General features: G+C 69.3%; 26 protein-coding genes. 17 read left to right on the top strand and 9 right to left on the bottom strand.

Translation table 11 applies throughout. From position 1 onward, the window contains the following. Nucleotides 1–71 precede the first annotated feature (71 nt). Nucleotides 72–2,141 carry a phenylacetic acid degradation bifunctional protein PaaZ gene (gene paaZ, locus AC5RVG_RS04210; protein ID WP_494012821.1) on the top strand — a complete coding sequence of 690 codons (2,070 nt, stop codon included), beginning with the start codon at nucleotides 72–74 and terminating at the stop codon, nucleotides 2,139–2,141. Here the strand turns inward: paaZ and AC5RVG_RS04205 are convergent. The 6 genes from AC5RVG_RS04205 to AC5RVG_RS04180 all read right to left on the bottom strand — a co-directional run bounded on the left by AC5RVG_RS04205 (nucleotide 2,122) and on the right by AC5RVG_RS04180 (nucleotide 8,631). Continuing rightward, on the bottom strand, nucleotides 2,122–2,838 hold the full coding sequence (locus tag AC5RVG_RS04205) for a nicotinamide mononucleotide transporter (RefSeq protein ID WP_494012820.1): 717 nt from the start codon (nucleotides 2,836–2,838) through the stop codon (nucleotides 2,122–2,124). The genes paaZ and AC5RVG_RS04205 overlap by 20 nt on opposite strands. Before the next feature lie 35 nt (nucleotides 2,839–2,873). Beyond that, nucleotides 2,874–3,548, bottom strand: coding sequence for a nicotinamide mononucleotide transporter (locus tag AC5RVG_RS04200; protein ID WP_494001296.1), 675 nt, complete (start codon nucleotides 3,546–3,548; stop codon nucleotides 2,874–2,876). A 166-nt stretch (nucleotides 3,549–3,714) separates the two neighbouring features. After that, complete coding sequence (locus AC5RVG_RS04195; RefSeq protein WP_494000614.1) at nucleotides 3,715–4,344, bottom strand: TetR/AcrR family transcriptional regulator; 630 nt, start codon at nucleotides 4,342–4,344, stop codon at nucleotides 3,715–3,717. 86 nt (nucleotides 4,345–4,430) lie between these two features. Next, complete coding sequence (gene paaK, locus AC5RVG_RS04190; protein WP_494012819.1) at nucleotides 4,431–5,768, bottom strand: phenylacetate--CoA ligase PaaK; 1,338 nt, start codon at nucleotides 5,766–5,768, stop codon at nucleotides 4,431–4,433. Between the two features lie 78 nt (nucleotides 5,769–5,846). Continuing rightward, a complete protein-coding gene (locus tag AC5RVG_RS04185; protein WP_494000612.1) occupies nucleotides 5,847–6,350 on the bottom strand; it encodes a hotdog fold thioesterase in 504 nt (167 codons plus the stop codon). A gap of 88 nt (nucleotides 6,351–6,438) precedes the next feature. Next, on the bottom strand, nucleotides 6,439–8,631 hold the full coding sequence (locus AC5RVG_RS04180) for a S9 family peptidase (protein WP_494012818.1): 2,193 nt from the start codon (nucleotides 8,629–8,631) through the stop codon (nucleotides 6,439–6,441). Nucleotides 8,632–8,824: 193 nt separating this feature from the next. On the opposite strand from AC5RVG_RS04180, the gene paaA reads away from it, so the two are divergent. The 9 genes from paaA (at nucleotide 8,825) to AC5RVG_RS04135 (ending at nucleotide 15,407) form a co-directional block, all read left to right on the top strand. Continuing rightward, nucleotides 8,825–9,817, top strand: coding sequence for a 1,2-phenylacetyl-CoA epoxidase subunit PaaA (gene paaA / locus AC5RVG_RS04175; RefSeq protein WP_494000610.1), 993 nt, complete (start codon nucleotides 8,825–8,827; stop codon nucleotides 9,815–9,817). A 24-nt stretch (nucleotides 9,818–9,841) separates the two neighbouring features. Next, entirely contained in the window at nucleotides 9,842–10,171 is a 330-nt protein-coding gene (gene paaB / locus AC5RVG_RS04170) for a 1,2-phenylacetyl-CoA epoxidase subunit PaaB (protein WP_494001295.1), read from the top strand. Then, nucleotides 10,168–10,995: a 1,2-phenylacetyl-CoA epoxidase subunit PaaC gene (gene paaC / locus AC5RVG_RS04165; RefSeq protein ID WP_494000609.1), complete on the top strand. Its 828-nt coding sequence runs from the start codon at nucleotides 10,168–10,170 to the stop codon at nucleotides 10,993–10,995. The genes paaB and paaC overlap by 4 nt, the downstream gene beginning before the upstream one ends. Before the next feature lie 32 nt (nucleotides 10,996–11,027). Next, nucleotides 11,028–11,564, top strand: a complete 537-nt coding sequence (gene paaD / locus AC5RVG_RS04160) for a 1,2-phenylacetyl-CoA epoxidase subunit PaaD (RefSeq protein ID WP_494012817.1) — start codon at nucleotides 11,028–11,030, stop codon at nucleotides 11,562–11,564. Continuing rightward, entirely contained in the window at nucleotides 11,565–12,719 is a 1,155-nt protein-coding gene (paaE, locus tag AC5RVG_RS04155) for a 1,2-phenylacetyl-CoA epoxidase subunit PaaE (protein ID WP_494012816.1), read from the top strand. 41 nt (nucleotides 12,720–12,760) lie between these two features. Continuing rightward, the gene (locus tag AC5RVG_RS04150) at nucleotides 12,761–13,528 is read left to right on the top strand and encodes an enoyl-CoA hydratase/isomerase family protein (RefSeq protein WP_494013004.1); all 768 of its coding nucleotides are present in this window, start codon (nucleotides 12,761–12,763) and stop codon (nucleotides 13,526–13,528) included. 162 nt (nucleotides 13,529–13,690) lie between these two features. Next, nucleotides 13,691–14,122, top strand: a complete 432-nt coding sequence (locus tag AC5RVG_RS04145) for a Rossmann-fold NAD(P)-binding domain-containing protein (RefSeq protein WP_494012815.1) — start codon at nucleotides 13,691–13,693, stop codon at nucleotides 14,120–14,122. Beyond that, entirely contained in the window at nucleotides 14,094–14,651 is a 558-nt protein-coding gene (locus tag AC5RVG_RS04140) for an NAD(P)-dependent oxidoreductase (RefSeq protein WP_494012814.1), read from the top strand. Before AC5RVG_RS04145 ends, AC5RVG_RS04140 begins: the two co-directional genes overlap by 29 nt. Before the next feature lie 120 nt (nucleotides 14,652–14,771). Continuing rightward, the gene (locus AC5RVG_RS04135) at nucleotides 14,772–15,407 is read left to right on the top strand and encodes a dihydrofolate reductase family protein (protein WP_494012813.1); all 636 of its coding nucleotides are present in this window, start codon (nucleotides 14,772–14,774) and stop codon (nucleotides 15,405–15,407) included. Between the two features lie 63 nt (nucleotides 15,408–15,470). Here AC5RVG_RS04135 and AC5RVG_RS04130 read toward each other — a convergent pair whose 3' ends face one another. Next, on the bottom strand, nucleotides 15,471–15,932 hold the full coding sequence (locus AC5RVG_RS04130) for an Lrp/AsnC family transcriptional regulator (RefSeq protein ID WP_493978019.1): 462 nt from the start codon (nucleotides 15,930–15,932) through the stop codon (nucleotides 15,471–15,473). Nucleotides 15,933–16,146: 214 nt separating this feature from the next. Between AC5RVG_RS04130 and pdhA the strand changes: the two genes are divergently transcribed. The 5 genes from pdhA to AC5RVG_RS04105 all read left to right on the top strand — a co-directional run bounded on the left by pdhA (nucleotide 16,147) and on the right by AC5RVG_RS04105 (nucleotide 21,272). Further along, nucleotides 16,147–17,307 (top strand): pyruvate dehydrogenase (acetyl-transferring) E1 component subunit alpha, encoded by a 1,161-nt coding sequence (gene pdhA / locus AC5RVG_RS04125; protein ID WP_494012812.1) that lies wholly within the window; start codon nucleotides 16,147–16,149, stop codon nucleotides 17,305–17,307. A gap of 28 nt (nucleotides 17,308–17,335) precedes the next feature. Beyond that, nucleotides 17,336–18,382, top strand: a complete 1,047-nt coding sequence (locus AC5RVG_RS04120; protein WP_494012811.1) for an alpha-ketoacid dehydrogenase subunit beta — start codon at nucleotides 17,336–17,338, stop codon at nucleotides 18,380–18,382. 2 nt (nucleotides 18,383–18,384) lie between these two features. Continuing rightward, complete coding sequence (locus AC5RVG_RS04115; protein WP_494012810.1) at nucleotides 18,385–19,959, top strand: dihydrolipoamide acetyltransferase family protein; 1,575 nt, start codon at nucleotides 18,385–18,387, stop codon at nucleotides 19,957–19,959. Between the two features lie 88 nt (nucleotides 19,960–20,047). Further along, nucleotides 20,048–20,263 (top strand): hypothetical protein, encoded by a 216-nt coding sequence (locus AC5RVG_RS04110; protein ID WP_494000602.1) that lies wholly within the window; start codon nucleotides 20,048–20,050, stop codon nucleotides 20,261–20,263. Between the two features lie 145 nt (nucleotides 20,264–20,408). Then, the gene (locus tag AC5RVG_RS04105) at nucleotides 20,409–21,272 is read left to right on the top strand and encodes an MBL fold metallo-hydrolase (protein WP_494012809.1); all 864 of its coding nucleotides are present in this window, start codon (nucleotides 20,409–20,411) and stop codon (nucleotides 21,270–21,272) included. Between the two features lie 82 nt (nucleotides 21,273–21,354). Here AC5RVG_RS04105 and AC5RVG_RS04100 read toward each other — a convergent pair whose 3' ends face one another. Both AC5RVG_RS04100 and AC5RVG_RS04095 read right to left on the bottom strand, forming a co-directional pair. Next, nucleotides 21,355–21,927 carry a GNAT family N-acetyltransferase gene (locus tag AC5RVG_RS04100; RefSeq protein WP_494012808.1) on the bottom strand — a complete coding sequence of 191 codons (573 nt, stop codon included), beginning with the start codon at nucleotides 21,925–21,927 and terminating at the stop codon, nucleotides 21,355–21,357. Between the two features lie 148 nt (nucleotides 21,928–22,075). Then, on the bottom strand, nucleotides 22,076–22,987 hold the full coding sequence (locus AC5RVG_RS04095; RefSeq protein ID WP_494000599.1) for a phosphatase PAP2 family protein: 912 nt from the start codon (nucleotides 22,985–22,987) through the stop codon (nucleotides 22,076–22,078). 66 nt (nucleotides 22,988–23,053) lie between these two features. On the opposite strand from AC5RVG_RS04095, the gene AC5RVG_RS04090 reads away from it, so the two are divergent. Together AC5RVG_RS04090 and AC5RVG_RS04085 are read left to right on the top strand one after the other, a co-directional pair. Further along, nucleotides 23,054–24,085, top strand: a complete 1,032-nt coding sequence (locus tag AC5RVG_RS04090) for an o-succinylbenzoate synthase (protein WP_494012807.1) — start codon at nucleotides 23,054–23,056, stop codon at nucleotides 24,083–24,085. Nucleotides 24,086–24,418: 333 nt separating this feature from the next. Then, nucleotides 24,419–26,467, top strand: a complete 2,049-nt coding sequence (locus AC5RVG_RS04085) for an HNH endonuclease signature motif containing protein (RefSeq protein WP_494012806.1) — start codon at nucleotides 24,419–24,421, stop codon at nucleotides 26,465–26,467. Nucleotide 26,468 lies beyond the last annotated feature (1 nt).

Here is a 26,468-nt window from a genome sequence, read left to right as displayed (position 1 = left end):
CCGTTCAGTATTTTATGTCCCGCCCCATCCTGCGCCAGCACCGGGGCCGGGCGAAGAAAGGGCTGTCAACGATGACCTCTACCGCCGTTGATGTCGAAATTGTTCCCAGCTACATCCAGGATGCCTGGTGGACCCCCGAGGGCGATGTGTCCGGCACCGAGGTCCGCGATGCCAGCACCGGCGCCGTGCTCGCCCGGGTCAGTACCGACGGCCTCGACCTCGCCGCAGCCGTCGAACATGGCCGCACCGTCGGCCAGGCCTCGCTGGGCCGGCTGACCTTCCACCAGCGCGCGCTCAAGCTCAAGGAGCTGGCCCAGTACCTGAACGCGCGGCGCGATGCGCTGTATGAGGTTTCGCACCGCACCGGCGCCACCAAGATCGACAACATGATCGACATCGACGGCGGGATCGGGGTGCTGTTCACCTTCGGTTCCAAGGGGCGGCGCGAACTGCCGAACTCTCAAATCGTGGTGGACGGCCCGGCAGAGGTGCTGGCGAAGGACGGCTCGTTCATGGGCCAGCACATCTACACCCGGATTCCCGGCGTGGCCGTGCAGATCAATGCCTTCAACTTCCCGGTGTGGGGCATGCTGGAGAAGTTCGCGCCGGCCTTCATTGCCGGCGTGCCCACCATCGTCAAACCGGCCACCCCCACCGGCTACGTGGCCGCCGCCGCGGTGAAGCTGATCATCGAGTCCAACATCCTGCCGGCCGGTTCACTCCAGCTGATTTCCGGTTCTGCCCGTGACCTGCTGGACCATTTGGATTACCGCGACGCCGTGGCCTTCACCGGGTCCGCCGACACCGCGAACCTGCTGAAGTCCCACCCGAACGTGGCCCAGGGCGGCATCCGTTTCACCGCCGAGGCAGATTCGCTCAACGCCGCGATCCTCGGGCCCGACGCGGTGCCGGGCACCCCGGAGTTCGACGCGTACATCAAGTCGCTGGTCACCGAAATGACGGCCAAGGCGGGCCAGAAGTGCACCTCGATCCGCCGCGCCATCGTCCCCAAGGACCGCATGCAGGACGTCGCCGACGCCGTGCGTGCCCGGATCGAACAGCGCGTCGTCGTCGGCGACCCGAGGGCCGAAGGCGTCACCATGGGCGCGCTCGCCTCGGTGGAGCAGCTAGACGACGTCCGCGCAGCCGTCCAGGCCATGATCGACGCCGGCGGCGAGCTCGCCTACGGCACGCTGGATTCGCCGCAGGTCACCCGCGCCGACGGGACCGTGGGCGACTCCGAGGGCGCCTTCATGTCGCCGGTGCTGCTGACCTGGGCCGATGCCGAGGCCGACGCCGTGCATTCGCTGGAAGCCTTCGGCCCGGTTTCCTCCGTCATCGGCTACGAGGACCTGGACGACGCCGTCCGGCTGGCCGCGAAGGGCTCCGGTTCGTTGGTGGCCACCGTCGCCACCAACGACCCCGAGGCCGCCCGCGTGCTGGTTACCGGGATCGCCGCCCACCACGGCCGCGTGCTGGTGCTCAACCGCGAAGACGCCAAGACGTCCACCGGCCACGGTTCCCCCGTACCGCACCTGGTCCACGGCGGACCGGGCCGCGCCGGCGGCGGCGAGGAATTGGGCGGCATCCGCTCCGTGCTGCACCACATGCAGCGCACCGCCATCCAGGGTTCGCCGAACATGCTTACCGCCGTGACCGGCGTGTGGCATACCGGCGCCGACCAGTATTTCGACGACGTGCATCCGTTCCGCAAGAACCTGGCCACACTGCGGATCGGCGACGCCATCCGTTCGGAGCTCCGCCAGGTCACGCTTGAGGACATCACCGCGTTCGCCAACGAAACCGGCGACACCTTCTACGCCCACACCAACCAGGAGGCCGCCGCCGCCAACCCGTTCTTCCCCGGCATTGTGGCGCACGGTTACCTGCTGCTCGCCTGGGGTGCCGGGCTGTTCGTGGAGCCGGCACCGGGACCGGTGCTGGCGAACTACGGCTTGGAGAACCTGCGCTTCATCACTCCGGTGGCAGCCGGCGACTCGATCCGGGTGACCCTCACCGCCAAGCGCATCACCCCGCGCGAGACGGACGGATACGGCGAGGTCGCCTGGGACGCGGTGCTGACCAACCAGAACGACGAGATCGTCGCAACCTACGACGTGCTCACACTGGTGGAGAAGTAGCCGGAGCTCCTCCTCCTGCCGCGTCCCCGGCGGCCCGGGCCCCGGGGACGGGCAGGAACACCACCGTGTGCCAACGCCAGAAGGCGAACAGCACCAGCAGCACGGTGGCGCCATACAGCAGCTGCGGCGTCGGCTGGCTGGGAAAGACCAGCGAGGTGGCCAGCTGCACCACGGCAAAAGCCAGCCACAGCCACCAGGCCTCATAGATCCGGTGCGCCAACCCCAGATACACCACCGTCATCACCGCCGCGTAGAACGCCTGGAGCAGGAGGACGGTCAGCAGGCCGCCCTCCAAGGGAAAGCCCGCCTGAATGTCGCTGGCCACGAAAACCACCGTGGCGGCGATGAGGACCAGCACGGCGGCCGCCCAGGTTCGGCCCGTTGCCCGCTGCACCCACACCGCCGGGCCGGCTGCACCCGGCGCAAGGAGCGGGGCGGCGGAACGCCAGCGCCACGCGCCGTAGCAGGGCAGCAGCAGCGCCACGCCTATCGAGGCATCGACGAAGAACCCGCCGCCGCCGTCGAAAGCCGGCGTGGGCAGCAGCAGGAAGATTAGGGCCTCCTGCACCAGCAGCACGGGCCAGGCCCAGCGGGAGTGGAGGCCGAACAGGAAGACCGTCAGCAGGCCCACCGACGCCTGCAGGTAGCCCACGGAAACCAGCGCGCCGGCAGGACCGTCCAGGACCTTCAAGGCCATGATCCAGTCCATGCCGCCGCCCTCCCGTCAGCTGGTTATGCGGCCCGTCCCGCCGGGCCGGGACCGGGAGCGGCCGGGCGCCCGGGAGCGGCCGGACGCCCCGGACGCACCGGCGCCAACCGGTGTTTGCTCCGCACCGGCCGCCGCAAGGCCGCCTGCCAGCCCAGGTAACCAAAGACCTGGAGGCCGGCCGCAATCGCGCCGTACAGCGAGACCCAGACCGGTGCGTCCCGGATGGCGGAGAGGAACATGGTGGACAGCGAGAGCGCTACGCCCAGCCACCACGACTGCAGGATGCCGTGGGCGAAGCCCAGGTACATGACGGCCGGAAGTGCGGCCAACAGGGCGTTGAACAGGTACAGGGGACCGATTTCGGCAACCGGGGTGACGCCGGCGAACCCGTTGAGCAGGAACAGCAGCAGCAACAGCCCCGCGCCGATTCCCCACTCACGCCCGTGGGCGGAGCGGAGCGGGACACGGACGCCTTCCCGCCGGTACTGGGTCCACTTCCACAGGCCGTAGAGGGCAGCAGCCAGCACAAAAACGGTGCTGGTGTTCAACCGGCCGTAGGGGATCCCGGTGGCCAGCAGCACGGCGGTTGCGGCCACCGGCAGCAACCAGGCCCACGGCACGCGGTAGGCGAACAGGACAATTGCGGCGATCGTGAGCGCCATGCTGAGCGCCGAGACCCACCCGAACTCCCCATCCATATCGATCACGTCCCCATAACATCGAATGGTGAGGTCAGCCTAGCAGGGGAGGACGGCGAATTCAGCAGGTACGCCGGCTCCGTCGGGCGGCCGCGGATCCGCGAGGGTGCGGCCGGCGCTGCCGCCGGGAATCAGGCGTTGGTGCGGGCCGGCGCTGCGCCGGGAGTCAGGCGATGACGCGGGCCGCGGCAGGCAGGTGGAGGCCGTCGAACATCATGGCGATCAGGTCGTCGGCGAGCTTCTGCGGGGACAGCGATCCGCCCGGTTTGTACCACTCGACGATGGAGTTGATCGTGCCGAACAGCAGCCTGGCCGTCGTCCTCGGGTCGATGTCCCCGCGCAGGGAGCCCTCGGCCCGGGCGGCGTCCACCAGGTCCGCCACCTTGTGGTCGAACGCGCGCCGGCGGTCCAGCGCGTCGCGTTCGATCTCGGTGTTGCCGCGCAGGCGCAGCAGCAGGGTGACGTAGGGCAGTTTTTCGCACAGGACCTGGACGGTGCCGCGGAGCACGAACTCCAGGCGCGCGTCCGCCCGGCCGGCGGAAGCCGACGGGTTTTCGAGCACGCCTTCCAGGCTGCCGAGGGCCTCATCCAGGGCCAGGCGCAGCAGGTCGCCCTTGGAGGGCACGTGGTGGTAGATGGCGCTCTTGGAGATGCCCAGGTTCTCGGCGAGGATGCCCATGGAGGTTGCCTCGTAGCCGTGCTTGTTGAACACGGCGACGGCGACGTTCAGCACCGACTGCTGGTCGTAGCCCGGGCGGCCGCGGCGGGCGGTCTCCTGGGTCCTTGTTTTCGCCATGGTCCTATTCTCCCACGACCGTTAGGTCAGTTATGCGGCGGGCGGCGCCTGCACAGGCCTGCTGCCGCCCGCCGTTCCCACATCCGTCAGGCGTTGTCGCGCAGGTCGTAGACCCGGCGCAGCTTGCCGCTGGACCGCGCGAGGGTGCCGGGGTCCGCAACCACGATCTTGCAGCTGGAGCCGACGTGGATCTTGATCTGGCGCTGCAGCTCCCGGGCCGCTTCGGTTGCCTTGGCGGGGGTGCAGTCTTCGCGGCGTTCGATCTTTACGGTCAGCTCGTCCATCCGGTGCGGCCGGCTGATTTCCAGCTGGAAGTGCGGGCTCAGGCCGGGGATGCGCAGGGCGATCTCCTCGATCTGGGTGGGGAAGAGGTTCACGCCGCGCAGGATGATCATGTCGTCCGAGCGCCCGGTGATCCGGCCGATGCGGCGCATATTCGGCCGCCCGGTGCCGGGCAGCAGCCGGGTGAGGTCGTGCGTGCGGTAACGGATCACCGGCATGGCCTCCTTGGTCAGCGACGTGAACACCAGCTCACCGGACTCGCCGTCGCCCAGCACCCGGTCGGTGAGCGGGTCGATGATTTCCGGCCGGAAGTGGTCCTCCCAGATGGTGGAGCCGTCCTTGTAGTCCACGCATTCGCCGGCGACGCCGGGGCCCATGACCTCGGAGAGGCCGTAGATGTCGCAGGCGTCGATGTCGAGCTTGCCTTCCAGCTCGTGGCGCATCTCATCGGTCCACGGCTCGGCGCCGAGCACGGCGACCTTCAGCGACGTCTTCGAGGGATCGACGCCGGCGTGCTCCATCGCGTCCACGATGGTGAGCAGGTAGGTGGGGGTGCAGAGAATGGCGTCCGGTTCGAAGTCCTGGATCAGCTGGATCTGCTTCTCGGTCTGGCCGCCGGACATGGGGATGACGGTGCAGCCGAGCTTCTCCGCGCCGTAATGTGCCCCGAGCCCGCCGGTGAACAGGCCGTAGCCGTAGGCATTGTGGACCTTCCAGCCCTTCTTGACGCCGGAGGCGCGGATGGAGCGCGCGAACAGCGTCTCCCAGTTCTGGATGTCCCGGCGGGTGTAGCCCACCACGGTGGCGCGGCCGGTGGTGCCCGAGGAGGCGTGGATCCGGGCCACCTCCTCCTGCGGCACGGCAAACATGCCGAACGGGTAGGAACGGCGCAGGTCTTCCTTGTCCGTGTAGGGGAACTTGGCCAGGTCGGACAGTTCCTTGAGGTCCTCCGGGCGGACGCCGGCGTCGTCGAACTTCTGCTTGTACATGGGTACGCGCTCATAGGCGTAGGCGACCGTGTGCTGCAGGCGCTTCAGCTGGAGGGCTTCCAGCTCGTCCCGGCTCATCAGCTCCTCCGGGTCGAGGGTGTCCTCGGCGGCGGGAGTCGTCTTGCGGGCTTTCGTACCGGTGGTGGTCGTCATGGGAACGGTCCTTTAATGCGGGTCGGGCAGTGCTGTCGGTGAAGGCTGGGGGCGTCGCTGTCGAAAGCTGCGGCGCAGTCAGGGCTTTCGCTGGTTGCGGGCGGGGTTGGGGACGGTGCGGGAACGGCCGCGGAATTCGAGCAGAACGTCGGCACCGCCGTCCGGTTTCTCCTGGGTGACGGTGATGTCGTACAGGCCGCTCCGCCCCGTCTGGTTGACCAGCCGGGCGGTTGCGGTCAGCAGCCGGCCGGCGAATCCCGGGTTGAGGAAATTGACGTCGACGCCGGAGGCCACCGTGATGGTGCTGCCGTCGCCGTCGGGGTCGTTGCAGGCCAGCGCGAAAGCCACGTCGGCGAAGGCGAACACCATGCCGCCCTGCGCCATGCCGAAGCCGTTGAGCATCTCTTCGCGCAGCCGCATCTCGATCACGACGTCGCCAAACTCCGCCTTCACGACTTCCACGCCCATCCAGCGTGCGGCCTGGTCGTTGACGAAGGCCGGGTGCACGGGCCGTTCGCCCGGCTGCAGCTCGTTGCTTTCCGCCGGAACGTCCCGGGAAGTGTCGACGTCGATGTCCGTCATGGAAGCCCCTCGCTGTTCATTACCGAATGTTCATTAGGTAATCCTGATTTGTGATTCAAGTCAAGGCGGCCGGGCAGCGCCGGGCGGGTCAGGCCGGCTCGCTGGCGCCGATCGCGTCGAGGGCGAAGGCGTAATCCCAGGCCCGGTCCTTCCAGGCTTCGTACCGTCCGGACGCGCCGCCGTGGCCGGCGTCCATCTCGGTCTTGAGCACGATCGGTTCGGTGCCGGTTGTGGCCTCCCGCAGGGCCGCCACCCACTTGGCCGGCTCCACGTACAGCACCCGGGTGTCGTTGAAGCTGGTGACCGCGGCGATCTTCGGATACGCGGCCGGCCGGACATTCTCGTAGGGCGTGTACGACTTCATGTACGCGTAGACCTCCGGGTCCGTGATCGGGTTGCCCCACTCCTCCCACTCCAGCGCCGAAAGCGGCAGGTCCGGGTCCAGGATCGAGGTCAGCGCGTCGACGAAGGGCACCTGCGCCACGATCGCCGCGTACTTCTCCGGCGCCAGGTTGGCGACGGCGCCCATCAGCAGGCCGCCGGCGGAGCCGCCCATGGCCGCGATCCGTCCCGAATCCGCCCAGCCCGAGGCCGCCAGCCACTCGGTGGCGGCGACGAAGTCCGTGAAGGTGTTCTTCTTGCGCAGCTTCTTGCCGTCCTCGTACCAGTGCCGGCCCATCTCGCCGCCGCCGCGGACGTGCGCCACCACGTAAACCACGCCGCGGTCCAGCAGCGACAGCCGCGCCGTGCTGAACGCCGGGTCCATGCTCACCTCGTAGCTGCCGTAGGCGTAGACCAGCGCCGGGTTGCTGCCGTCACGCCGCACCGAGGCCTTGCGGACCACCGACAGCGGAATCCTCGTGCCGTCCGCCGCGGCCGCCCACTCCCGCCCGGCCACGTAGTCCGCCGGGTCGTAGCCGCCGAGCACCGGCGTTTCCTTGCGCAGGTGCAGCGTGCCGGTGGCCAGCTCGTAGTCGTAGATCCGCGGCGGCGTCAGGAACGAGGTGTAGGCCAGCCGGATCACCGGTGCCTCGTAATCGGATCCGCCGACGCCGGCGGTGAACAATTCCTCGTCGAATGCCGGCTCCGCCGGGGCAGCCTGCGCGGCCGTGCCCAAACCGGCCAGGGGCAGCACCTGCACGCGCTCGATGGTGTCCTGGCGGATGGACAGCACCATATGGGTGGCGGTCACCCCGGCACCATTGACCCGCACGGCGTCGTCGTGCTCCACCACTGTGTCCCAGTGCTGCTCGGCCAGGGGCTTGGAGAACTCCGCGAGGTCCGCCAGCGAGACCATCGAGTTCACCGCGTCCTTGTTGTGGGTCAGCAGCACCTTCTCGGCACCGTCCAGCAGGAACGGCTCGGCGTCGTACAGTACCCGCTCGCCGCGCGGGATGAGCGTCCGCAGCCCGGCTTCCGGGGCGGCGAAGTCCAGCAGGCGCGTCTCGGAGTATTCGGAACAGCCGATCCCGATCACCAAATGCCGGCGGTCGGAGGACAGCTCGAACCCCATCCACATGGCCGGGTCGTCTTCCTGGTAAATCACGACGTCGGAGGCCGCCGGTGTGCCGATGGTGTGCGCCTTGATCTGGAACGGGCGCCAGGACTCGTCGACCACCGTGTAGAACACGCGGCTGCCGTCGGGATCGAACGCCAACGAGTAGAAGACGTTCTCCACGACGTCGTCCAACAGGTCGCCGGTGTCCAGGTCCTTGATCCTCAGGGTGAAGCGCTCGTCGCCGGCGAAGTCGGCGGCGTAGGCGTAGAGGCTGCCGTCTACGGTCACGGCAGAGCCGCCCAGCGAAAAGAACGGCTTGCCCTCGGCCTCGGCATTGCCGTCCAGCAGCACCTGCTCGCCGGGCACCGGCCGGCCGGCGTCGACCTGCGGGGGAGTCCAATCGGCTGCCCGGTCGCCGGTGTCCGCGGCCCGGACCCGGCACTGGATGCCGTACTGCTTGCCCTCTTCCATCCGGCCGTAGTACCACCAGCCGTCCTTGCGGACCGGAACCGACAGGTCCGTTTCCTGGGTGCGGTTCTTGATTTCATTGAAAATGGCCTCGCGCAACGGCTGCTGGTGCCCGGTGACCGCCGCCGTGTAGGCGTTCTCCGCCTCCAGGTGCGCAACCACCTCCGGGCTCTCCTTGTCCCGCAGCCACTCATAGTTGTCCACGAAGACGTCGCCGTGATGGGAGCGCTCGACGGGAACCTTGCGGGGCGACGGCGGTTCCGGCAGGGCTGCGGGGGAGGAGGCGGGGACGGTTTCGGCGGGGCTGTGCGTCATGCCACCAATATATAGAGCCCGCCCGCCCCGCCGGACGGGTTCGGCTGAGGGTGGAAGCACCGGGCCGGAAGTTGATCCCGGCTGATCCCTGACGGCCGCCCTTGGCCTTGACGGTTGCGGAAAATGCGCTATATCCTGAACGAACGGTCGGTAATTATTTCGCGGCCGGATTTCGTACAGTGAGGTGACCATCGTGGCAACGCAGACCCAGGCCGGCGACTCCCAGTTGCACGCCGTGCCGTCCCCCGAGGACGAGGCCGGGAAGGCCTACTTTGACAAGATCATTGCCGAGGACTCCCGGATCGAGCCGGCCGACTGGATGCCGGAGAAGTACCGCAAGACACTGGTCCGCCAGATGTCCCAGCACGCGCACTCCGAGATCATCGGCATGCAGCCGGAGGCGAACTGGATTACCCGCGCGCCCAGCCTGAAGCGCAAGGCCATCCTGATGGCCAAGGTGCAGGACGAGGCCGGCCACGGCCTGTACCTCTACTCCGCCACCGAGACCCTGGGCACGCCCCGGCACGTCCTCAACCAGCAGCTGCTCGAGGGCAAGGCCAAGTACTCCTCGATCTTCAACTACCCGGCCAACAGCTGGGCGGACATGGGGGCCATCGGCTGGCTCGTCGACGGCGCCGCGATCGCCAACCAGGTGCCGCTGTGCCGGGCCTCCTACGGCCCCTACGGCCGGGCCATGGTACGGATCTGCAAGGAAGAGTCCTTCCACCAGCGGCAGGGCTTCGAGATCCTGCTGGAACTGGCCAACGGCACCCCGGCGCAGAAGCAGATGGCCCAGGACGCGGTCAACCGCTTCTACGCCCCGGCGCTGATGATGTTCGGCCCCACGGACACCGACTCCCCCAACTCGCAGCAGTCGATGGCCTGGAACATCAAGCGCTTCTCCAACGACGAGCTGCGCTCGCGGTTCGTGGGGATGATCCAGGAACAGGTCAAGGTCCTGGGCCTGACCCTGCCCGATGACAAAATCCGCTACAACGAGGAAACCGGCATGTGGGAGCACGGCGAACTCAACTGGGACGAATTCTACGAAGTCCTCGCCGGCCGCGGCCCCTGCAACGCGCAGCGGATGGAACGCCGCCGCGAGGCACACGAGAACGGCGCCTGGGTGCGCGAAGCAGCAGCCGCCTACGCGGACAAGAAGGCACAGAAAGCACAGGTGGCCTGAATGGCAACTGGAGACCAGACCGCAATGGCCCGACCCGTGGAGACGGCGACGGCGGAAGCCGCGTCGTCCGACAAGCAGCCCTGGCCGCTGTGGGAAGTATTCGTCCGCTCCTCGCGCGGGCTCTCCCACGTGCACGCCGGTTCGCTGCACGCCCCGGACGCCGAGATGGCCGTGCGCAACGCGCGGGATCTTTACACTAGGCGCAACGAAGGCGTCTCCCTCTGGGTGGTGCCGGCGTCGGCCATCGTGGCCAGCGATCCTGACGCGAAGGGCGAGTTCTTCGAATCGCCCAAGGGCAAGGACTACCGCCATGCCACGTACTACACGAAGAGCGAAGGGGTGAAGCACCTGTGAGCGGCGAAAGCGCCACCCGGATCACGCCGGGCAACGCCCTGCGCCCGGAGGACATTGCCGCGCAGGTGACCGAAGGCACGAAGGCCAGCCACGACGTCGGCGAGTACGCGTTGCGCCTCGGCGACGACGCCCTGATCCTGGCCCAGCGGCTGGGCTGGTGGATCTCCCGCGCGCCGGAGCTGGAAGAGGACGTCGCGCTCGCCAACATCGCGCTGGACCAGATCGGCCACGCCCGGTCGTTCCTGACCTACGCCGGCTCCGCCTGGGGCAAGTCCGAAGACGACCTGGCTTACTGGCGCGGGGAGAACGAATTCCGCTCCAGCTACCTCGTCGAACAGCCCAACGGCGACTTCGGCAGGACGATCGCCCGCCAGCTGGTCATCGCCACGTACCAGCACGAGCTGTACTCGCGGCTGGTCGATTCACAGGACGAGACCCTGGCGGCCATCGCGGCCAAGGCGCTGAAGGAAGTGGACTACCACCGCGACCACGCGGCGCAGTGGACGCTGCGCCTGGGCGACGGCACGGAAGAGTCGCACCGGCGCATCGCCGCCGGCTTCCTCTCCATCTGGCCGTACGTGGAGCAGTTGTTCCTGGATGATGAGCTGATCGACCGGCTGCCCGGCATCGCCGTGCGGCCCTCGGAACTGCGCGAAGGCTTCGACGCCTTCATCGCGGACGTCTTCGCGGAGGCGACCCTGGAGGTCCCGGACGTCCAGCCCGCCATGACGGACAAGACCCGCGTCAAACACAGTGAACACCTGGGCTACCTGCTGGCTGAGATGCAGGTGCTGGCCCGCGAACACCCCGGCGCCACCTGGTAACCAGGCCGGTCATCGGAGTAACGGAGCTATTCATGTCCACCAATACGGCCCAACGGCCGGCAGGAACCGAAGCGGCGCGCGTCTGGGACGTCGCGGCCACCGTCTGTGACCCGGAGATCCCCGTGCTGAGCATCGAGGACCTGGGCATCCTGCGGTCCGTGTCGGTGCTGGATGAAACGGACGACGGCGGGCGGCCGGTCGTCGAGGTGACCATCACCCCGACCTACTCCGGCTGCCCGGCCATGGACGCCATCCGCGACGACGTCGTCGCCGCGCTGGCGTCCGAGGGCTACGCCGACGTCCGGGTGAAGCAGGTGCTGGCCCCGGCCTGGACCACGGACTGGATGACCGCCGAGGGCAAGGCCAAGCTGAACGAGTACGGCATCGCCCCGCCGTCTGGCATGGCGCCGGTCCGCACCGGACCGGTCAGGCTGGGCCTGAGCGTCAAGTGCCCGCGCTGCGATTCCCTCAACACCCGCGAGCTGTCCCGCTACGGCTCCACGTCGTGCAAGGCGCTGTACCAGTGCAACGACTGCCATGAACCCTTCGACTACTTCAAGGTGCTCTAGATGACTACTTCCACCCCGGAGGCCACGGCCGTCAAGCGCCGCGCCACCTTCCACCCGCTGACCGTCGCCGAGGTCCGCAAGCTCACGGACGAAGCCGTCGAGGTCACATTCGAGGTGCCGGAGGAACTGCACGGCCAGTACGATTACGTGCCCGGCCAGTACGTGGCGCTGCGCACCACGCTCGAAGGCCAGGAAATCCGGCGCAGTTACTCCATCTGCGCCGAGCCGAAGCCGGGCGAAATCCGGGTGGCGATCAAACGCGACATCGGCGGATTGTTCTCGAACTGGGCCAACGACCACCTCAAGGCCGGGGACGTCCTGGACGTCATGAGCCCCACCGGTGCGTTCATCTCCAAGCACCAGATGACGGAGATCAACCACCCCGAACAGATCAACGCCGACGCCGGGGCCACCTTCGTGGCGTTCGCCGCCGGGTCCGGCATCACGCCGGTGATCTCGATCGCGCGGACCGTGCTGGCCGCCAGCGACAGCGTCCGGTTCGACCTGGTCTACGCGAACAAGGCCGCCATGGACGTCATGTTCGTGGAGGAACTGGCCGACCTGAAGGACAAATACCCCACCCGCTTCGCGCTGCACCACGTGCTCTCCCGCGAACAGCGCATTTCGCCGCTGCTCTCCGGCAGGATCGACGCCGAGAAGCTGACCAGCCTGTTCGACAACGTGCTCCGCACCGACGACGTGGACGAATGGTTCCTCTGCGGCCCCTACGAACTGGTGCAGCTGTGCCGCGACACCCTGGCCGAACGCGGCGTGCCGGCCGAGAAGATCCGCTTCGAGCTGTTCAGCACCGGCGAGCCGACCAAACCGCAGGGCAACATCGGCCGGCCGGTGCAGCTCAACCCCAGCGCGGACAACTACGAGATCAACTTCAGGCTGGACGGGCTCTCCGGCACGGTCGCTTCGCCCAAGCATGCCCGGGAGTCGGTGCTCAACGCCGCGCTGCGCGTCCGCCCGGACGTTCCCTTCGCCTGCGCCGGCGGGGTGTGCGGCACCTGCCGCGCCAAGGTGGTCTCCGGCACGTTCACCATGGAGGAGAACTACGCGCTGGAACCGGACGAGATCGAGCGCGGCTACGTGCTGACCTGCCAGACCCACCCCACCGGCGACGAAATCACCGTCGACTACGACGCCTGACCGATCTTTAACAGCACCGACCCCGAAGGAGTCCCATGAGCATGATTGAGCTGTCCATCCAGGACAACATCGCCGAAGTGGTGCTCAACGCACCGGGCAAGATGAATGCGCTGGACGAACAGGCGGTCCATGACCTGGGCAAGGCGTACGACGACGCCGCCACCGCCGGCGTACGGGCGCTGCTGCTCCGCGGCGAGGGCCGCGGCTTCTGCGCCGGCCGCGACATCTCCGCGGTGGACCCGGCCACCGACGATGCCTACGGTTACCTGTCCGGCGTCGTCACCCCGGTGCTGCGGAAGATGGCGGAGTTCCCCGCGCCGACCTTCGCCGCCGCGCAGGGGGCGGCGCTCGGCGTCGGGCTCGGCCTGCTGATCGCCACCGATGTGGTGTACGTGGCCGACAGCGCCAAGATCGGCTCGCCGTTCGCCAACCTGGGGGCCACCCTGGATTCGGGCGGGCACTGGCTGTTCACCGAGCGGCTCGGTGCGCACCGCACGCTGGACCTGATCTATACCGCCGAGCTGATGAGCGGCGAGGAAGCGGTAAGGGCCGGGCTGTTCAGCCGGGCCATGCCGGCGGACGAACTGCTGGAGACCACCCGCGGCATCGTGGGCAAGGTGGCCCAGGGCGCCACCGGCGCGTTCCGCGCGTCCAAGGAGCTGGTGGCGAACATCCGTGACCAGCGGCTGGGCCTGTGGCTGGCCACCGAAGAGGAAAACGCCGCGCAGGGCCGGCTGTGCAAGAGCGACGACTATGCCGAAGGCTTCAAGGCCTTCCAGGAGAAGCGCAAGCCGGTCTTCAAGGGCTGACGGCGGGCCGAGGCCGGTGCCGCGCGGCTAGCCCGATGCCGCACGGTTGGTGCCGCGCGGTATCGGCCGCGCGATGAGCCTGTGCCCGCGCGGACGAACGGTAGGCTTCCAGGCGAAGCCCGTTCGCGCTGCCGGGCTGCCGGCCTCTGCTCCAGGAGTCACATGAACGCCGCCCCGCCTGCCGTCACCACCGTCGCCTGCCCCGACCGGGACCTGATGGCCGCCTTGGAACCCCTGCCCGCAGGGATCCGCACCGTCTATTGGGATTTCGACGGCGACCCCGAGGACGTCCGGCCCGAACAGATCGAGGCCGTGGTGCTGCCGTACCCGGACATGTCCCGGGCCGTCGCCCGCCTGCCGAAGCTGGCGAACCTGAAGCTCGTGCAGGCCCAAACCACCGGGGTTGACGGGATAGCAGCCGTCGTCGGACCGGACGTCGCCATCGCCAGCGCGGCGGGAGTGCACGCCGCGGCCACCGCCGAACTCGCCGTCGGGCTCGTGCTTGCCTCCTTGCGCGGGATCGACGTCGCCGCGCCGGGACCAGCCCGAGGGCCGGTGGCGCCACGTGCGACGGCCGTCGCTGGCGGACCGTAAGGTGCTGCTCGTCGGCGTGGGCGGCATCGGCCGGGAAATCGCGCGGCGCCTGGAGCCCTTCGACGTTCAGCTGACCCGGGTGGGGACCCGGGCCCGGGACGACGGCGACGGCCACGTCCACGGCACGGACGAGTTGACCGAGTTGGCCGCGTCCCACGAGGTCCTGATCCTCATCACACCGCTGACGGAAGCCACCCGCGGCTTGATCGATGCGGCGGTGCTGGCGGCCCTCCCGGATGGTGCTCTGGTGGTCAACGTCGCGCGCGGGGCGGTGGTCGACACGGCCGCCCTGACCGCGGAAGTCGTCTCCGGCCGGCTGAGGTGCGCGTTGGACGTCACCGATCCCGAACCGCTGCCGCCGGACCACCCGCTGTGGCGGGCCGGCAACGCGCTGATCACCCCTCATCTGGGCGGCGACACCACGGCATTCGAACCGCGGATCGTCCGGCTCCTGAAGAATCAACTGGCGGCGGTCGCAGCCGGCCGGGCGCCGCAGAACCTGGTGCAGCCGGGCCGCTTTCGGCCCTGACTCCCCGAAAGCGCCGCCGGTGGCCTGCCGAGGCGTCCGGGTCTGGACAACCCTCCCGGCCCGCGGGCAGGATGAAGGCGGCGCGTCGGCAGCGGTGTTACGCGCCGGGAGGGAAGACCCATGGGCATCATCGTGGCCAACATGTTCCTCACCCTCGACGGCGTGTACCAGTCGCCGGGCGCGGCCGACGAGGACCCGGAGGGCGGCTTCGACTACGGCGGCTGGCAGGCGCCGTTCTTCGACGAAGCATCCGGCGAGGCGATCGGGGAGGTCATCGACCGGATCGACGCGCTGCTGCTCGGGCGGAAGACCTACGACATCTTCGCGTCCTACTGGCCCAATGCCGGCGAGGACTCTCCGATCGCGGTGAAGTTCAACGCGGTGCCGAAGTACGTCGTGTCGACCACGCTCACCGAGCCCGCCTGGGCGGGCACCACCGCGTTGCACGATGCGATGGCGGCCGCCCACCTTCGCGAGCGGCACGACGAGGTGCACGTGTTCGGCAGCGGCGACCTGTTGCAGTCGTTGTTCACCGAGGACGTGGTCGGCCGCCTCAACCTCTTTCTGTATCCGCTCACGGTGGGCAGCGGGAAGCGCCTCTTCGGCGCCGGCACCATCCCGGCATCCTTCCGCCTCGCCGGCCCCGCCCGCTCCTTCGAGAAGGGCGCGGTGGCGCTGGTATATGAGCGGGCGGGCGGGGTCGAGACGGGCAACATGAACGAAGTCGCGGCGCCCCCGGGCGGGAACGGCGGCTGAGCGCGCCGGCAGGGCGTCGGGACCTGCGGGCCGGCGGCATGTCCCGGTGGCCCGCCGGCCGGTTCAGCGGGTGTCGAGGTCCTCGAATACCAGGAAGGTCTGGGTGTCGAGGATGCCGGGCATGGACTGGATCTGGTCAAAGATGACCCGGCGCAGGTCCACGTTGTCCACGGCACGGACCAGCAGGATGACATCGAAGTTCCCGCCGACCAGGGCGATGTGGTGCACCTCGGGGATGGCGCGCAGGGCCTCGCGCAGCTCGCGCCAGGAGTGCTGGCGCAGCTTCAGGGTCACGTAGGCGGATGCCTTCAGTCCCGCCTTAATCGGGTCCACCAACGCCGTGAACTTGGTCAGCACGCCCGCCTCGGTCAGCCGGGCGATGCGCGAGTAGGCGTGGGCGCGGGAGATGTGCACGTTTTCGGCGACCGCGGTCACGGACAGCCGGCCATCCCGGGTCAGCTCCGCCAGGATCCGGCGGTCGATCTCGTCCAGCTGCGGGACCTTTGCGGCGGCACCGTTGGCCATCTGTCTACACCTCGCGGGGTTATCCAGCTCACATTAACAATTCGTCTCCAAGACTACGGTCAGACAAGCAGATAATCCACGTTTTCCGGCACAAGTGGATACGAAAAGTAGCCGAATCCATACTAAAGCTACACAGTTTCTTCACCAGGGCCGCCCGCGCCATGCGGGGCGGCAGGCAACGGCGCCCGCCGACCAGGATTCGAATGGAGACACCATGACCATCTCAACCGGTAACCCGATCGAGGGATCGATGTCCGACCCGTCCGGCCGCCCCGGCATGGATGATCAGGTCACCGCCGAGGCCTACATGCTGCCCTCCGTGCAGCCCGTGCAGCTGGTGGACCCGGACGGCCGACACGTGCACAACGACAAGTACCCGCTGCCCGACGGCGAAGCCCTGCTGGGCGCCTACCGCGAACTGGTGGTCGGCCGCCGCGTCAACGACCAGGCCAACGCCCTGGTCCGCCAGGGCAGGCTGGCCGTCTACCCCTCATCGCACGGGCAGGAGGCCTGCCAGGTGGCGGCGGCCCTGTGCCTGGGCCGGGACGACTGGCTGTTCCCCACGTACCGCGACACCGTCGCCGTGATCGCCAAGGGCGTCGACCCGGTGCAGACCCTGACCCTGCTGCAGGGCGACTGGCACGGCGGCTACGATCCCTACGAGCACAAGGTGTCGATCCAGGCCACGCCGCTGGCCACCCAGCTGCTGCACGCCGTCGGCGTCGCCCACGCCGCCAAACTCAAGGGCGAGGACACCGTCGTCGTCGCCCTCTGCGGTGACGGGGCGACCAGCGAGGGCGACTTCCACGAGGCGCTGAACTTCGCCGCCGTGTTCCACCTCCCGGTCGTGTTCTTCGTGCAGAACAACCAGTACGCCATCTCCGTCCCGCTCAATAAGCAAACCGTGGCGCCGTCGCTGGCGCACAAGGCCATCGGCTACGGCATGCCGGGCGAGCGGGTGGACGGCAACGACACCGCCGCGTTGCTGTCCGTGCTCGGCAAGGCCGTGACCCGCGCCCGCGACGGCGGCGGCCCCGCCCTGGTCGAGGCACACACGTACCGGATGCAGTCGCACACCAACGCCGACGACGCCACCCGCTACCGCACCGACGACGAAGTGGCCGAGTGGGCGCCGAAGGACCCGCTGGTGCGCCTGCGGACATACCTCAAGGAACTGCACGTCCTGGACGAGGCCCTCGAAGAGGAAATCGCCGAGCGGGCGGAAACCGTGGCCGCGCAGATGCGCGACGGACTCAACGCCGAGACCGACGTGGACCCGGAGGACCTGTTCCGCTTCGTCTACACCGAAAAGACCAGCCAGCTGCGCGAGCAGGCCGCCATGCTCCGCGACGAGCTCTCGCGCGAGTCGGCCTGAGCGCCGCCGCCGACTAAAAGGACACAGCATGAGCACAACAATGACGTTCGCCAAGGCGCTGAACACGGCCCTGGCCGATGAGATGGAAGCCGACCGCTCCGTCGTCGTCTTCGGTGAAGACGTAGGCCCGCTGGGCGGCGTCTTCCGCATCACCGACGGCCTCACCAAGCGGTTCGGCGAGGAACGCTGCTTCGACACCCCGCTGGCCGAATCCGGCATCATGGGCATGGCGATCGGCATGGCGATGAACGGCCTCCGCCCGGTGGTGGAGATGCAGTTCGACGCGTTCGCCTACCCGGCGTTCGAGCAGGTGGTCTCGCACGTGGCCAAGATGCCCAACCGGACCCGCGGCAGGGTCAAGCTGCCGATGGTGATCCGGATTCCGTATGCCGGCGGGATCGGGGGAGTGGAGCACCACTGCGACTCCTCGGAGTCCTACTACGCGCACACGCCGGGCCTGACCGTGGTGGCGCCGGCCACGGTGGAGGACGCCTACACCATGCTTCGCGAAGCCATCCGCTTCCCGGATCCCGTGGTGTTCCTGGAGCCGAAGAAGCTCTACTTCTCCAAGGAGCAGCTGGACCTCGAAGCGCTGCAGTCACAGTGGGCCGCCCCCGCGATCGCGCAGGGATCCGGAGCGGGGCAGGCCGGAACCTCAGGGTCGGGCATCGGGCGCGCCGTGGTCGCCCGCCAGGGAACCGACGCCACACTGATTACCTACGGTCCGTCCGTGCCCACCGTCATGCAGGCCGCCGCGGCCGCCGCCGAGGAGGGGCGCTCGCTGGAGGTCATTGATATCCGGTCGATCGTGCCGTTCGACGATGAAACCGTGATGGCGTCGGTGCGGAAAACCGGCCGCGCCGTGGTCGTCGCCGAAGCCCCCGGCTTCGCGTCCGTCGCCTCCGAGATCGTGGCGCGCGTGCAGGAGCGCTGCTTCCACTCGCTGGCCGCCCCGGTGCTGCGCGTGACCGGTTTCGATATTCCGTATCCCGCGCCGAAGCTGGAGCGGCACTACCTGCCCAGCGTGGACCGCATCCTGGACGCGGTGGATGAACTTCAGTGGGAGGACGCGTAGCCATGTCGCGACAGGTATTCAAACTGCCCGACCTCGGCGAGGGCCTGACCGAGGCCGAGCTGGTCAACTGGCTGGTCAAGGTCGGCGACGAGATCCGCGTGGACCAGCCGGTCGCCGAAGTGGAGACCGCCAAGTCCATGGTGGAGGTGCCCAGCCCGTTCGCGGGGACCGTCGCTGTGCTGCACGGCGCGGCCGGCGACACCCTGGACGTGGGCAAGCCCCTCATCTCCGTCGACGCGCCGGGCTACGTGCACGACGACGGCGCCCAGGCTGCCGCGCCGCAGGCCCCCCGGGCGGGGGAGGCTGCCGCCGCGGTCGCGGCGGGAGACGCTCCCGACCCGGACCGCGCGGGGCCAGGCGCCGGCCATCCCGACGGCGAGGCCTACCGGAGGGAGGAGCGCGCCGGCATCCAGGAGCCGGCCGAATCGGGCTCCGGCAACGTGCTGATCGGCTACGGCACACCCGGCGGGTCGGCCGGGTCCAAGCGCACCCGGAAACCGAAGACCGGCCGCGTTGCCGTGGCGACCCTCCCGGTGGCCGCCCCGGCGGTGGTGGCCTCCCCGACGGCGGTGGCGTCCCCGGCGGTAGCTCCGACGACCGCGGCAACGCAGGAGGAACCCGTGCCGGCCGCGAGCGGACGGGCCCCGCTGGTCATCTCGCCCCTGGTCCGCAAGCTGGCCCGCGACTCGGGTCTCCGCTTGACCGACATCGCCGGCACGGGCCCGGACGGCATGGTGCTGCGCAAGGACGTGGAGGCCGCGCTAGCCGGAGCCCCGGCCCCCGCCGGCGCAATGGCCGAAGCCGCGGCCCCCGCCACCGGTGTCGCCGGAGCCCCGGCGGAGGGTCGCACGGCGGGTGCCGCCGATACCGACGCCCGTACCGGCCTGGGCATCGCCACCCGCACCCCGATGAAGGGCGTGCGGAAGACCGTGGCTCAGGCGATGTCGCGCAGCCGCAGCGAAATCCCCGAGGCCACCGTCTGGGTGGACGTGGACGCCACCGCCCTGCTGCAGATGCGCGCCGACCTCAAGCGCCGCGACCCGGAGAACACCCCGGGGCTGCTGGCCTTCATCGCGCGGTTCGTGCTGGCCGGCCTGGCCAAATATCCGGAGTTGAACACCCGGGTGGAAGGCGAGGAGATCGTCGGCTTCGACGGCGTGAACCTCGGCTTCGCCGCCCAGACCGACCGCGGTCTGATGGTGCCCAGCGTACGCAACGCCGACAGGCTCAGCGCCCGGCAGCTGGATACCGAGATCAGGCGGCTCACCGCCGTCGCCCGCGACGGCAAGGCCACGCCGGCCGAGCTGACCAGGGGCACCTTCACGCTGAACAACTACGGCGTGTTCGGCGTGGACGGCAGCGCCGCCATCATCAACTACCCGGAGGTGGCGATCCTCGGCGTCGGCCGGATCATCGACAAGCCGTGGGTGGTAAACGGACAGCTGGCGGTCCGGAAGGTGACCGAACTGGTGCTGGCCTTCGACCACCGCGTCTGCGACGGCGGCATCGCGGGCGGTTTCCTGCGCTACGTGGCGGACGCGATCGAAAACCCCGGCAGCGTCCTCGCCGACCTGTAGCAGCTCCCCGCCGGCCGGCGCCCGACCGGCCGGCGGCAGCCCGAATTTATCCCTAGCTGGCCCGTCCCGCCGGCGCTACCCTTAGGGCATGGTCACTCTGCCAGAGGCGTACAAAAAGTACCTCTCCCGCCTGTCTGCACACCATGCCGAGGCGCTGCGGCCGGTGTTCCTCGAGTCGGCTGCCGAAGGGGAACACGGCGTGATGGTCCGTGGCATGGGCTCCAAGCATGTGCAGGCGTACGTCGACGACTCCGTGCCGTTCGGCGAGGTGCGCGAGGTGCTTCGCTCCGTTCACGAACTCTAGCGCGGGACGCTCGCCAGGAGGCCGCAGCCAGTCGGCCGCGGTCTGGTGGCTGGGTGTGCCGGAGTGGTCGGCACGGTACCGTGGCAGGATCAGGCTGCGCCGTCTGCGCGGCCGGTGTTCGACGCGACGGAGGGTGACGACCCGGATGAGCGATGCCGCCCGATCAGAGGACAAGGCCGGAGGGCCGGGGGACATGCCCGGGGAGCTCGCGGAATGTGTGCAGGTGGCACCCGGCAATTACGTGATCAAGACCCGGGAGTATCTGTTGAACTCCGGGCTGGTCGTCGGCAGGAACAAGGCCTTGGTGGTGGATACCGGTGCCGGGCCGCGGCAGGCACGGCGGATCTACGCGGCCGTACGCGCGCTGACCAAGCTGCCGCTCGTCGTCGTGAACACGCATTTCCACTTTGACCACGTCTTTGGCAACGCCTACTTCGCGGCCCAGGGCGTGCAGGACTTTTACGCCCACCGCAATTGCGCGCACGACGTCGCAGAGAACGGCGTTCTCCAGCGCGAGGCAGTCGGGGAAACGGAACCCGAAATGGCGGCCGGCGACGGGGAGCATACCGGGATCAAGATGCCCAACAAGCTGGTGGACACGGAAACCACCGTCGACCTGGGCGAGGTCAGCGTCAAGCTCTTCCATCTGGGCCGCGGCCACACCGACGGTGACCTGCTGGTCGGTTCGCCCACCACGCTTTTTGCCGGCGATCTGGTGGAGCAGGGTGCCCCGCCCGCCTTCGAAGATTCCTACCCGCGAGACTGGGTGGAAGCGCTGCGCCGGATCTCCGGGCTGCGGCACGAGTACGACGTGCTGGTGCCCGGCCACGGCCAGACCGTCAGCGACGCTTTCGTGAAGAACATGTGCGAGACCATGACCCTGGCCGTCCGGATGGGGGAACAGGCCAGCCGCGACACTCCCGCGGACTCCACCAAGGCCATCCCGATCCTGCCCTACGGGCCCGTGCAGTCCCGCGCCCTGCTGCAGCGCCTCACCGCCAACCGGTAAGGGGAGTGGCGGCGGCGAGCGGGGGCGCGGCGTCGGAAAGGAGCGGATGCGGATGCGGGGGGCGGCGTCGGAAAGGCGTGCGTCAGCCCAGTTCCAGCCGCATGAGCACGCGCGGGAACCCGTTTATCACCGAGTCGGTGTCTGCCGCCTTCGTGAAGCCGGCCTGTTCGAAGAGCCTTCGAGTGCCGACGTAGGCCATGGTCAGGTCGACCTTCTTGCCCTCGTTGTCGACCGGGTAGCCCTCAATCGCGGGGGCATCGTGCCGGCGCGCCAAGTCGACGGCGCCCGCGAGCAGATGGTGCGAGATCCCCTTGCCGCGATGCCCCGGCCGCACCCGGATGCACCACGCCGACCACACATCGACGTCGTCCACGTGCGGGATCTTTCGGTTGCGCGCGAAGGCCGTGTCCGCCCGGGGATGCACGGCGGCCCAGCCAACCACCTCGTCGCCGTCGTAGGCGAGCACCCCCGGCGGCGGGTCCTGCCCGCACAAGCGCTCGACGAAGGCCGCTCGATCCTCGCCCCGCAGCGAGGCGTTGTCTTTCGACGGAAGGCGGTAGCTGAGGCACCAGCAGACGTTGGCATCGGCGCGCTTTGGCCCCAGCATGGCTTTCACATCGCCGAAGACCGTTGCCGGACGCACCTCGATGGCCATGGGATCACACTGCCACCGCCATCCTGTGCTGGCAACGCTCCGGGCCCGGGCGCTGAGCAATGCTTGAGCGCGGCCGCTGCCAATGCTCCGGGGCCCCGCCCGCCGGCCGGCCCCGAGCCCGGCCGCCGCTGCCGTTCCCACGCGTGGCCTAATGCCGGCGCGACTGGAGGCCGAACAGCCAGGTCAGCAGGGCGCTGAGCAGCATCCCGGTGCCGGTGATCAGGCCCATGCCGGCCCAGAAAAACAACGGGAGCCTGCCGGTGCCGGGGACGGGTGCCGCGCCGGCCTGTTGCGCCAGCAGGTAGAGTCCCGCGGCGGCGCCGATGCCCAGAACGGCCAGCAGCCAGCACAGCCGCGGCCACCACGCGGACGCCGCCCAGAAGCTGCCGTAGCCGGACCAGATGTTCCAGTCGCTGCCGCGCCGCAGCACGACCGGGCCGGCGGCCAGCACCCAAAAGCCGGCCACCAAAAAGGCCGCCACCACGTCCGCCGGGCGGTGCCAGCCGTTGATCAAGGTAGCGGCACCGGCCAGCACGGCATACAAACCGCCCGCGGCCGCAGCGAACGGCCGCCAGCGGGGCGAGACCACCAGGAAAATGGCCAGGGCCGCAGCGGTGGCGATGGTGGTGTGCCCCGACGGCAGCGAATTGTGTTCCAGCGTGGGCACGCCGCGGTCGGGCCGGTCCAGAACAAGGTTCTTCAGGATCCACGTCGTCGCCGCCGACGCCGCGACCACACCGACACCGACCACCGCCGGCCCCCACCGGCGTCGTACCAAGGCCGCCACCAGCAGCACGACGGCCGCCACGGCGACGGAGATATCCGGCAGCAAATCCAGGAAGTCCAGGAAAACGCCGCGGCCCAGCCGCCAGCCGGAGTCCGCCTCCGCCCAAGCCGATTCGTCGGCGAACTGCCCGGTAGTGGTGCGGACGAAGGCGTAGTAGTTCAGCACAAAGGCTCCCGCGCACAACAGCGCTCCCAGCCAGAACAGGGCAGGAGCGTGCGCCGCCGGACGGCTAGGCGCGGGCCGGGAGCGGACACGGGAACGCTGCGGAGTCATCGATTCTAGGGTCGCACACAATGCTGACAGCTTCCGGGAAGGGCGGCCGCCGTACAGTTGGAGGTGATGACACCGCACCAGATTCCCGATGTTCCCGGGCTTTCCGACCGGCCGGAGCTCCCCGACCTCGCCGACCTGCTCGCCACCGCACGCGCGGTGTCGCTGCCGATGAAAGTCCGCTTTCGCGGGGTGATGCAGCGCGAGGTGCTGCTGTTGGAGGGCCCGGCTGGCTGGGCGGAGTTCTCGCCCTTTCTTGAGTACGACGACGACGAAGCCGCCGCGTGGCTGGCGGCCGCGGTGGAGGCGGGCTGGCGGGGTTTCCCGACCCCGGTCCGGGACAGCGTCCCCGTCAACGCCACGGTGCCCGCGGTGGCGCCGGCGGAGGTACCCGGCGTGTTGGCCCGCTACGACGGTGCGCAGACGGTGAAGATCAAGGTTGCCGAAACCGGTCAGGACATCGACCAGGACGTGGCCCGCGTCGCCGCGGTGCGTGCCGCAGCCCCGCACGCTGCGCTCCGGGTAGATGCCAACGGCGGCTGGGATGTGCCCGCGGCGGTGGAGGCGTTGACCCGGCTGGCCGGGTATTCGCTGGAGTACGCCGAGCAGCCTGTCGCCGACATCGCCGGGCTGCGCGCCGTGCGGACCGAGCTGCGGCGGCGCGGGATCGCCACCCCGATCGCGGCCGACGAAAGCGTGCGCAAGGCCGCCGACCCCCTGCGGGTTGCCCGCGAAGACGCCGCCGACCTGATCGTGGTCAAGGTGCAGCCCCTCGGGGGCGTGCGGCGGGCGCTGGAGATCGTCGCACAAGCCGGGCTCCCCGCCGTCGTGAGTTCCGCCTTGGACTCCTCCGTGGGAATCCGTGCCGGCGTGGCGTTGGCGGCGGCGCTGCCGGAACTTCCCTTTGCCTGCGGGTTGGCGACGGTGTCCCTGATGGACGCGGACGTGGCGGCGGAACCGCTCGTGCCGGTGGCCGGCCGCCTCCCGGTGCGCGACGTGGTGCCCGACGCGGACCTTTTGGATCGTCTTGCGGCGCCGGAGGACCGGTGGCAATGGTGGCTGGAACGGCTGGCGCGGACCTACCGACTGCTGGAGCCGTGACGGAGGGTCGGGGGAACGGCTCCCTAGGGGGACCGTCCCGGCGGCCGGGGGACGTGCCGAAAGAGCAGGGGGATTGGCAGCGCCATCGACCTCGCCTGCGGGCCCGCTGGAGCAGTGAAGCGCCTGTGCTCCTGACGTGCTTCGGGGCTGCGGGAAGCAGCCCCTACAGCAACCTCAGGGGCTGAGGCCCGGTTACGCACGCTATGCCGCTCGCTTGAGGCTGAATTCGCGGCTCAATCGTGCGGTGAGCCCGTCTGGCCTTCTCGATTCCCTGCACCGCTGGCATGAGAACGAAGCCCTCAAACTGTCCGAGGCGGCCGGTAGCGTGTGGGTATGGAGGGCGAGGGCGACGAGCTTCGGTTCCCGGTTCCGGGACAGGGACTGGTGATGGACCTTGGCGTGCCTTCGCGTCCGGACAGTTCCCTGCTGGAAGCGCTGCTGCAGCACGTGGTGGCAGAGGCACTGCTCCGGCGGTATGGTATCGGCCCTGATCGCGCCGGTTTCTTTCCCGCGGCCGCTGAACCTGGCGCGCCTGCCGCCGCCGCGGCGGCCGACACTGCAGAGACTCCCTCACCGACCGAAGCCGCCGGCGGCGGGCAGCCAGCCATGCCCGAGGATCCCGGAGTATCCCAGGGATCTGCCACCGGACAGCCGACGGCCGGGACCACCAAGGAGGGGATAGGTCTGCCCGTGGTGCCGGAGGACGCCGATGGTAAGCCTGTGATGCCCGAGGGTGGGGTGGGGGTGCCTGCCGTGCTGGCCGGTTTGTTGGCGGTCGTGGAGCCGGCGGAACTGAATGACGTGCAGACCATGGATTATCTTTTGGCTGCGGCGCGGGTGGAGGCCTGGGTGCAGTCCTGCCGGGTGAAGGCGTTGGACCGCTTCGCCCGGCTGCGTCCCGGGACGGGCGGGGACCGGGACCCGGAAGGCTTTTCCCGCTTCGCGCCACAAGAGATCTCGGCGCACCTGTGCACCGGTGACGCGGCGGCGCGGGCCATGCTGGCCGACGCCCGGCAGATCTGCACGCACCTGCCGGACACTCTCGAGGCGATGGGCCGCGGCGACCTGGACTTGCCGCGGGCGAAGGCGCTGGCCCGCGGCTGCGCGGACCTGCCGGCCGAATGCCTGCAGGATTTCGAGGCCGCGGTGCTGCCCGGCGCCGGGGACGTCACACTGGATACCGTGCGGTCCCGTGCCCGGCGGATGCGGGACCGGCTGCACCCGGAATCCCTGGCGCAGCGGCACCGGCGGGCCAACGAGTCCCGCGACGTGCAGCTGACCGACCAGGACGACGGGATAGCCGAGTTGTGGATCCGCACCGGCGCGGACAAGGCGCATCTGGTCTTCGACCGGCTCCAGGCCACGGCCCGCTCCCTCCAAGGCCCGGGGGAGACCAGGACCCTGCCCCAACTGCGCGCCGACGTGTTCTGTGACCTCATGCTGGCCGGCCGCACCTTCCCGGCCGGCGGGGCGGAGACTACGACGGCGGAAGACGCGGGACCGGCAGTACCGGAGCCGGCCGCGGCACCGACAGAACCGGCCGCGGCATTGGCACCAGCCGGCAGCGGAAGCGGCAGGTTCGCTGAAGACTCCGTGGGGAACGGCGCTGTTGCGGCCCCTCCGCCGGCACCGGTCGGCGGAGGTACTCGGACCGCACCCGGCGGCGGTAACTGTGGTGGTGGTGCGGGGCTGGGGATGCTGGTCACGGTGCCCCTGGCCACGCTGTTGGGACTGGGCGAGGAGCCCGGGGACTTGGCCGGGCACGGCCCGATCCCGGCAGACATGGGACGGGAACTGGCGCAGCTGGCCAGGTCTTGGCTGCCGGTGCTCACCGACGACCACGGCCAGGCGATCGCGGCCGCACGGAAGCTGCGGATTCCGCCCGAATGGCTCAAACGCCTGGTCCGTGTCCGGGACCGGCACTGCCGCTTCCCCGGCTGCCGCCGCGCGGCCAGGTACTGCGAGATCGACCATGTCCGCGGGTGGGACGACGGTGGGCCAACTGTGCCGGAAAACCTGCAGTGCCTGTGCAGCGCCCACCACGCGGCGAAGACCGGCGGGCACGCCCGGGCCGAGGCCGGCCCACACGGTCAGATCACGTGGACCACGCGCACCGGCCACCGCAAGACCACCCACCCGGACGAGGGCTGGGACACCCTCCTGCCCCGGCCGAAGGAAACGGAAGCGGCAGCCACCGGCGAAAACGAAGACAACACCCGCGGCGCCAAAGGCGCAGGCGGAGACACCGACGATGGCGCCACACAAGCAGCCGACGGCGCCGCCGCCCGCGACATCAGCGACCAAGCACCACAAAAACGTACGCTCGGCGGCATCGAACTGCCCGACGACAACACCGACCCCAACGCACCACCCCCATTCTGAC

The sequence above is a fragment of the Arthrobacter senegalensis genome, from assembly GCF_059091765.1.
The sequence above is the reverse complement of the archived record's forward strand: the minus strand, read 5'-3'. Positions and strand labels throughout refer to the sequence as shown.

Bases quoted from the DNA above. Each gene is read 5' to 3' on its own strand.
- AC5RVG_RS04115 (WP_494012810.1), top strand. From the start codon at position 18,385: ATGTCGCGACAGGTATTCAAACTGCCCGACCTCGGCGAGGGCCTGACC.
- AC5RVG_RS04085 (WP_494012806.1), top strand. From the start codon at position 24,419: ATGGAGGGCGAGGGCGACGAGCTTCGGTTCCCGGTTCCGGGACAGGGA.
- AC5RVG_RS04120 (WP_494012811.1), top strand. From the start codon at position 17,336: ATGAGCACAACAATGACGTTCGCCAAGGCGCTGAACACGGCCCTGGCC.
- paaK (WP_494012819.1), bottom strand. From the start codon at position 5,768: ATGACGACCACCACCGGTACGAAAGCCCGCAAGACGACTCCCGCCGCC.
- AC5RVG_RS04130 (WP_493978019.1), bottom strand. From the start codon at position 15,932: ATGGCCAACGGTGCCGCCGCAAAGGTCCCGCAGCTGGACGAGATCGAC.
- AC5RVG_RS04110 (WP_494000602.1), top strand. From the start codon at position 20,048: ATGGTCACTCTGCCAGAGGCGTACAAAAAGTACCTCTCCCGCCTGTCT.
- AC5RVG_RS04100 (WP_494012808.1), bottom strand. From the start codon at position 21,927: ATGGCCATCGAGGTGCGTCCGGCAACGGTCTTCGGCGATGTGAAAGCC.
- AC5RVG_RS04145 (WP_494012815.1), top strand. From the start codon at position 13,691: ATGAACGCCGCCCCGCCTGCCGTCACCACCGTCGCCTGCCCCGACCGG.
- AC5RVG_RS04185 (WP_494000612.1), bottom strand. From the start codon at position 6,350: ATGACGGACATCGACGTCGACACTTCCCGGGACGTTCCGGCGGAAAGC.
- AC5RVG_RS04195 (WP_494000614.1), bottom strand. From the start codon at position 4,344: ATGGCGAAAACAAGGACCCAGGAGACCGCCCGCCGCGGCCGCCCGGGC.
- paaZ (WP_494012821.1), top strand. From the start codon at position 72: ATGACCTCTACCGCCGTTGATGTCGAAATTGTTCCCAGCTACATCCAG.
- AC5RVG_RS04180 (WP_494012818.1), bottom strand. From the start codon at position 8,631: ATGACGCACAGCCCCGCCGAAACCGTCCCCGCCTCCTCCCCCGCAGCC.
- paaB (WP_494001295.1), top strand. From the start codon at position 9,842: ATGGCCCGACCCGTGGAGACGGCGACGGCGGAAGCCGCGTCGTCCGAC.
- AC5RVG_RS04135 (WP_494012813.1), top strand. From the start codon at position 14,772: ATGGGCATCATCGTGGCCAACATGTTCCTCACCCTCGACGGCGTGTAC.
- paaD (WP_494012817.1), top strand. From the start codon at position 11,028: ATGTCCACCAATACGGCCCAACGGCCGGCAGGAACCGAAGCGGCGCGC.
- pdhA (WP_494012812.1), top strand. From the start codon at position 16,147: ATGACCATCTCAACCGGTAACCCGATCGAGGGATCGATGTCCGACCCG.
- AC5RVG_RS04150 (WP_494013004.1), top strand. From the start codon at position 12,761: ATGATTGAGCTGTCCATCCAGGACAACATCGCCGAAGTGGTGCTCAAC.
- AC5RVG_RS04090 (WP_494012807.1), top strand. From the start codon at position 23,054: ATGACACCGCACCAGATTCCCGATGTTCCCGGGCTTTCCGACCGGCCG.
- AC5RVG_RS04200 (WP_494001296.1), bottom strand. From the start codon at position 3,548: ATGGATGGGGAGTTCGGGTGGGTCTCGGCGCTCAGCATGGCGCTCACG.
- AC5RVG_RS04205 (WP_494012820.1), bottom strand. From the start codon at position 2,838: ATGGCCTTGAAGGTCCTGGACGGTCCTGCCGGCGCGCTGGTTTCCGTG.
- paaE (WP_494012816.1), top strand. From the start codon at position 11,565: ATGACTACTTCCACCCCGGAGGCCACGGCCGTCAAGCGCCGCGCCACC.
- AC5RVG_RS04095 (WP_494000599.1), bottom strand. From the start codon at position 22,987: ATGACTCCGCAGCGTTCCCGTGTCCGCTCCCGGCCCGCGCCTAGCCGT.
- AC5RVG_RS04105 (WP_494012809.1), top strand. From the start codon at position 20,409: ATGAGCGATGCCGCCCGATCAGAGGACAAGGCCGGAGGGCCGGGGGAC.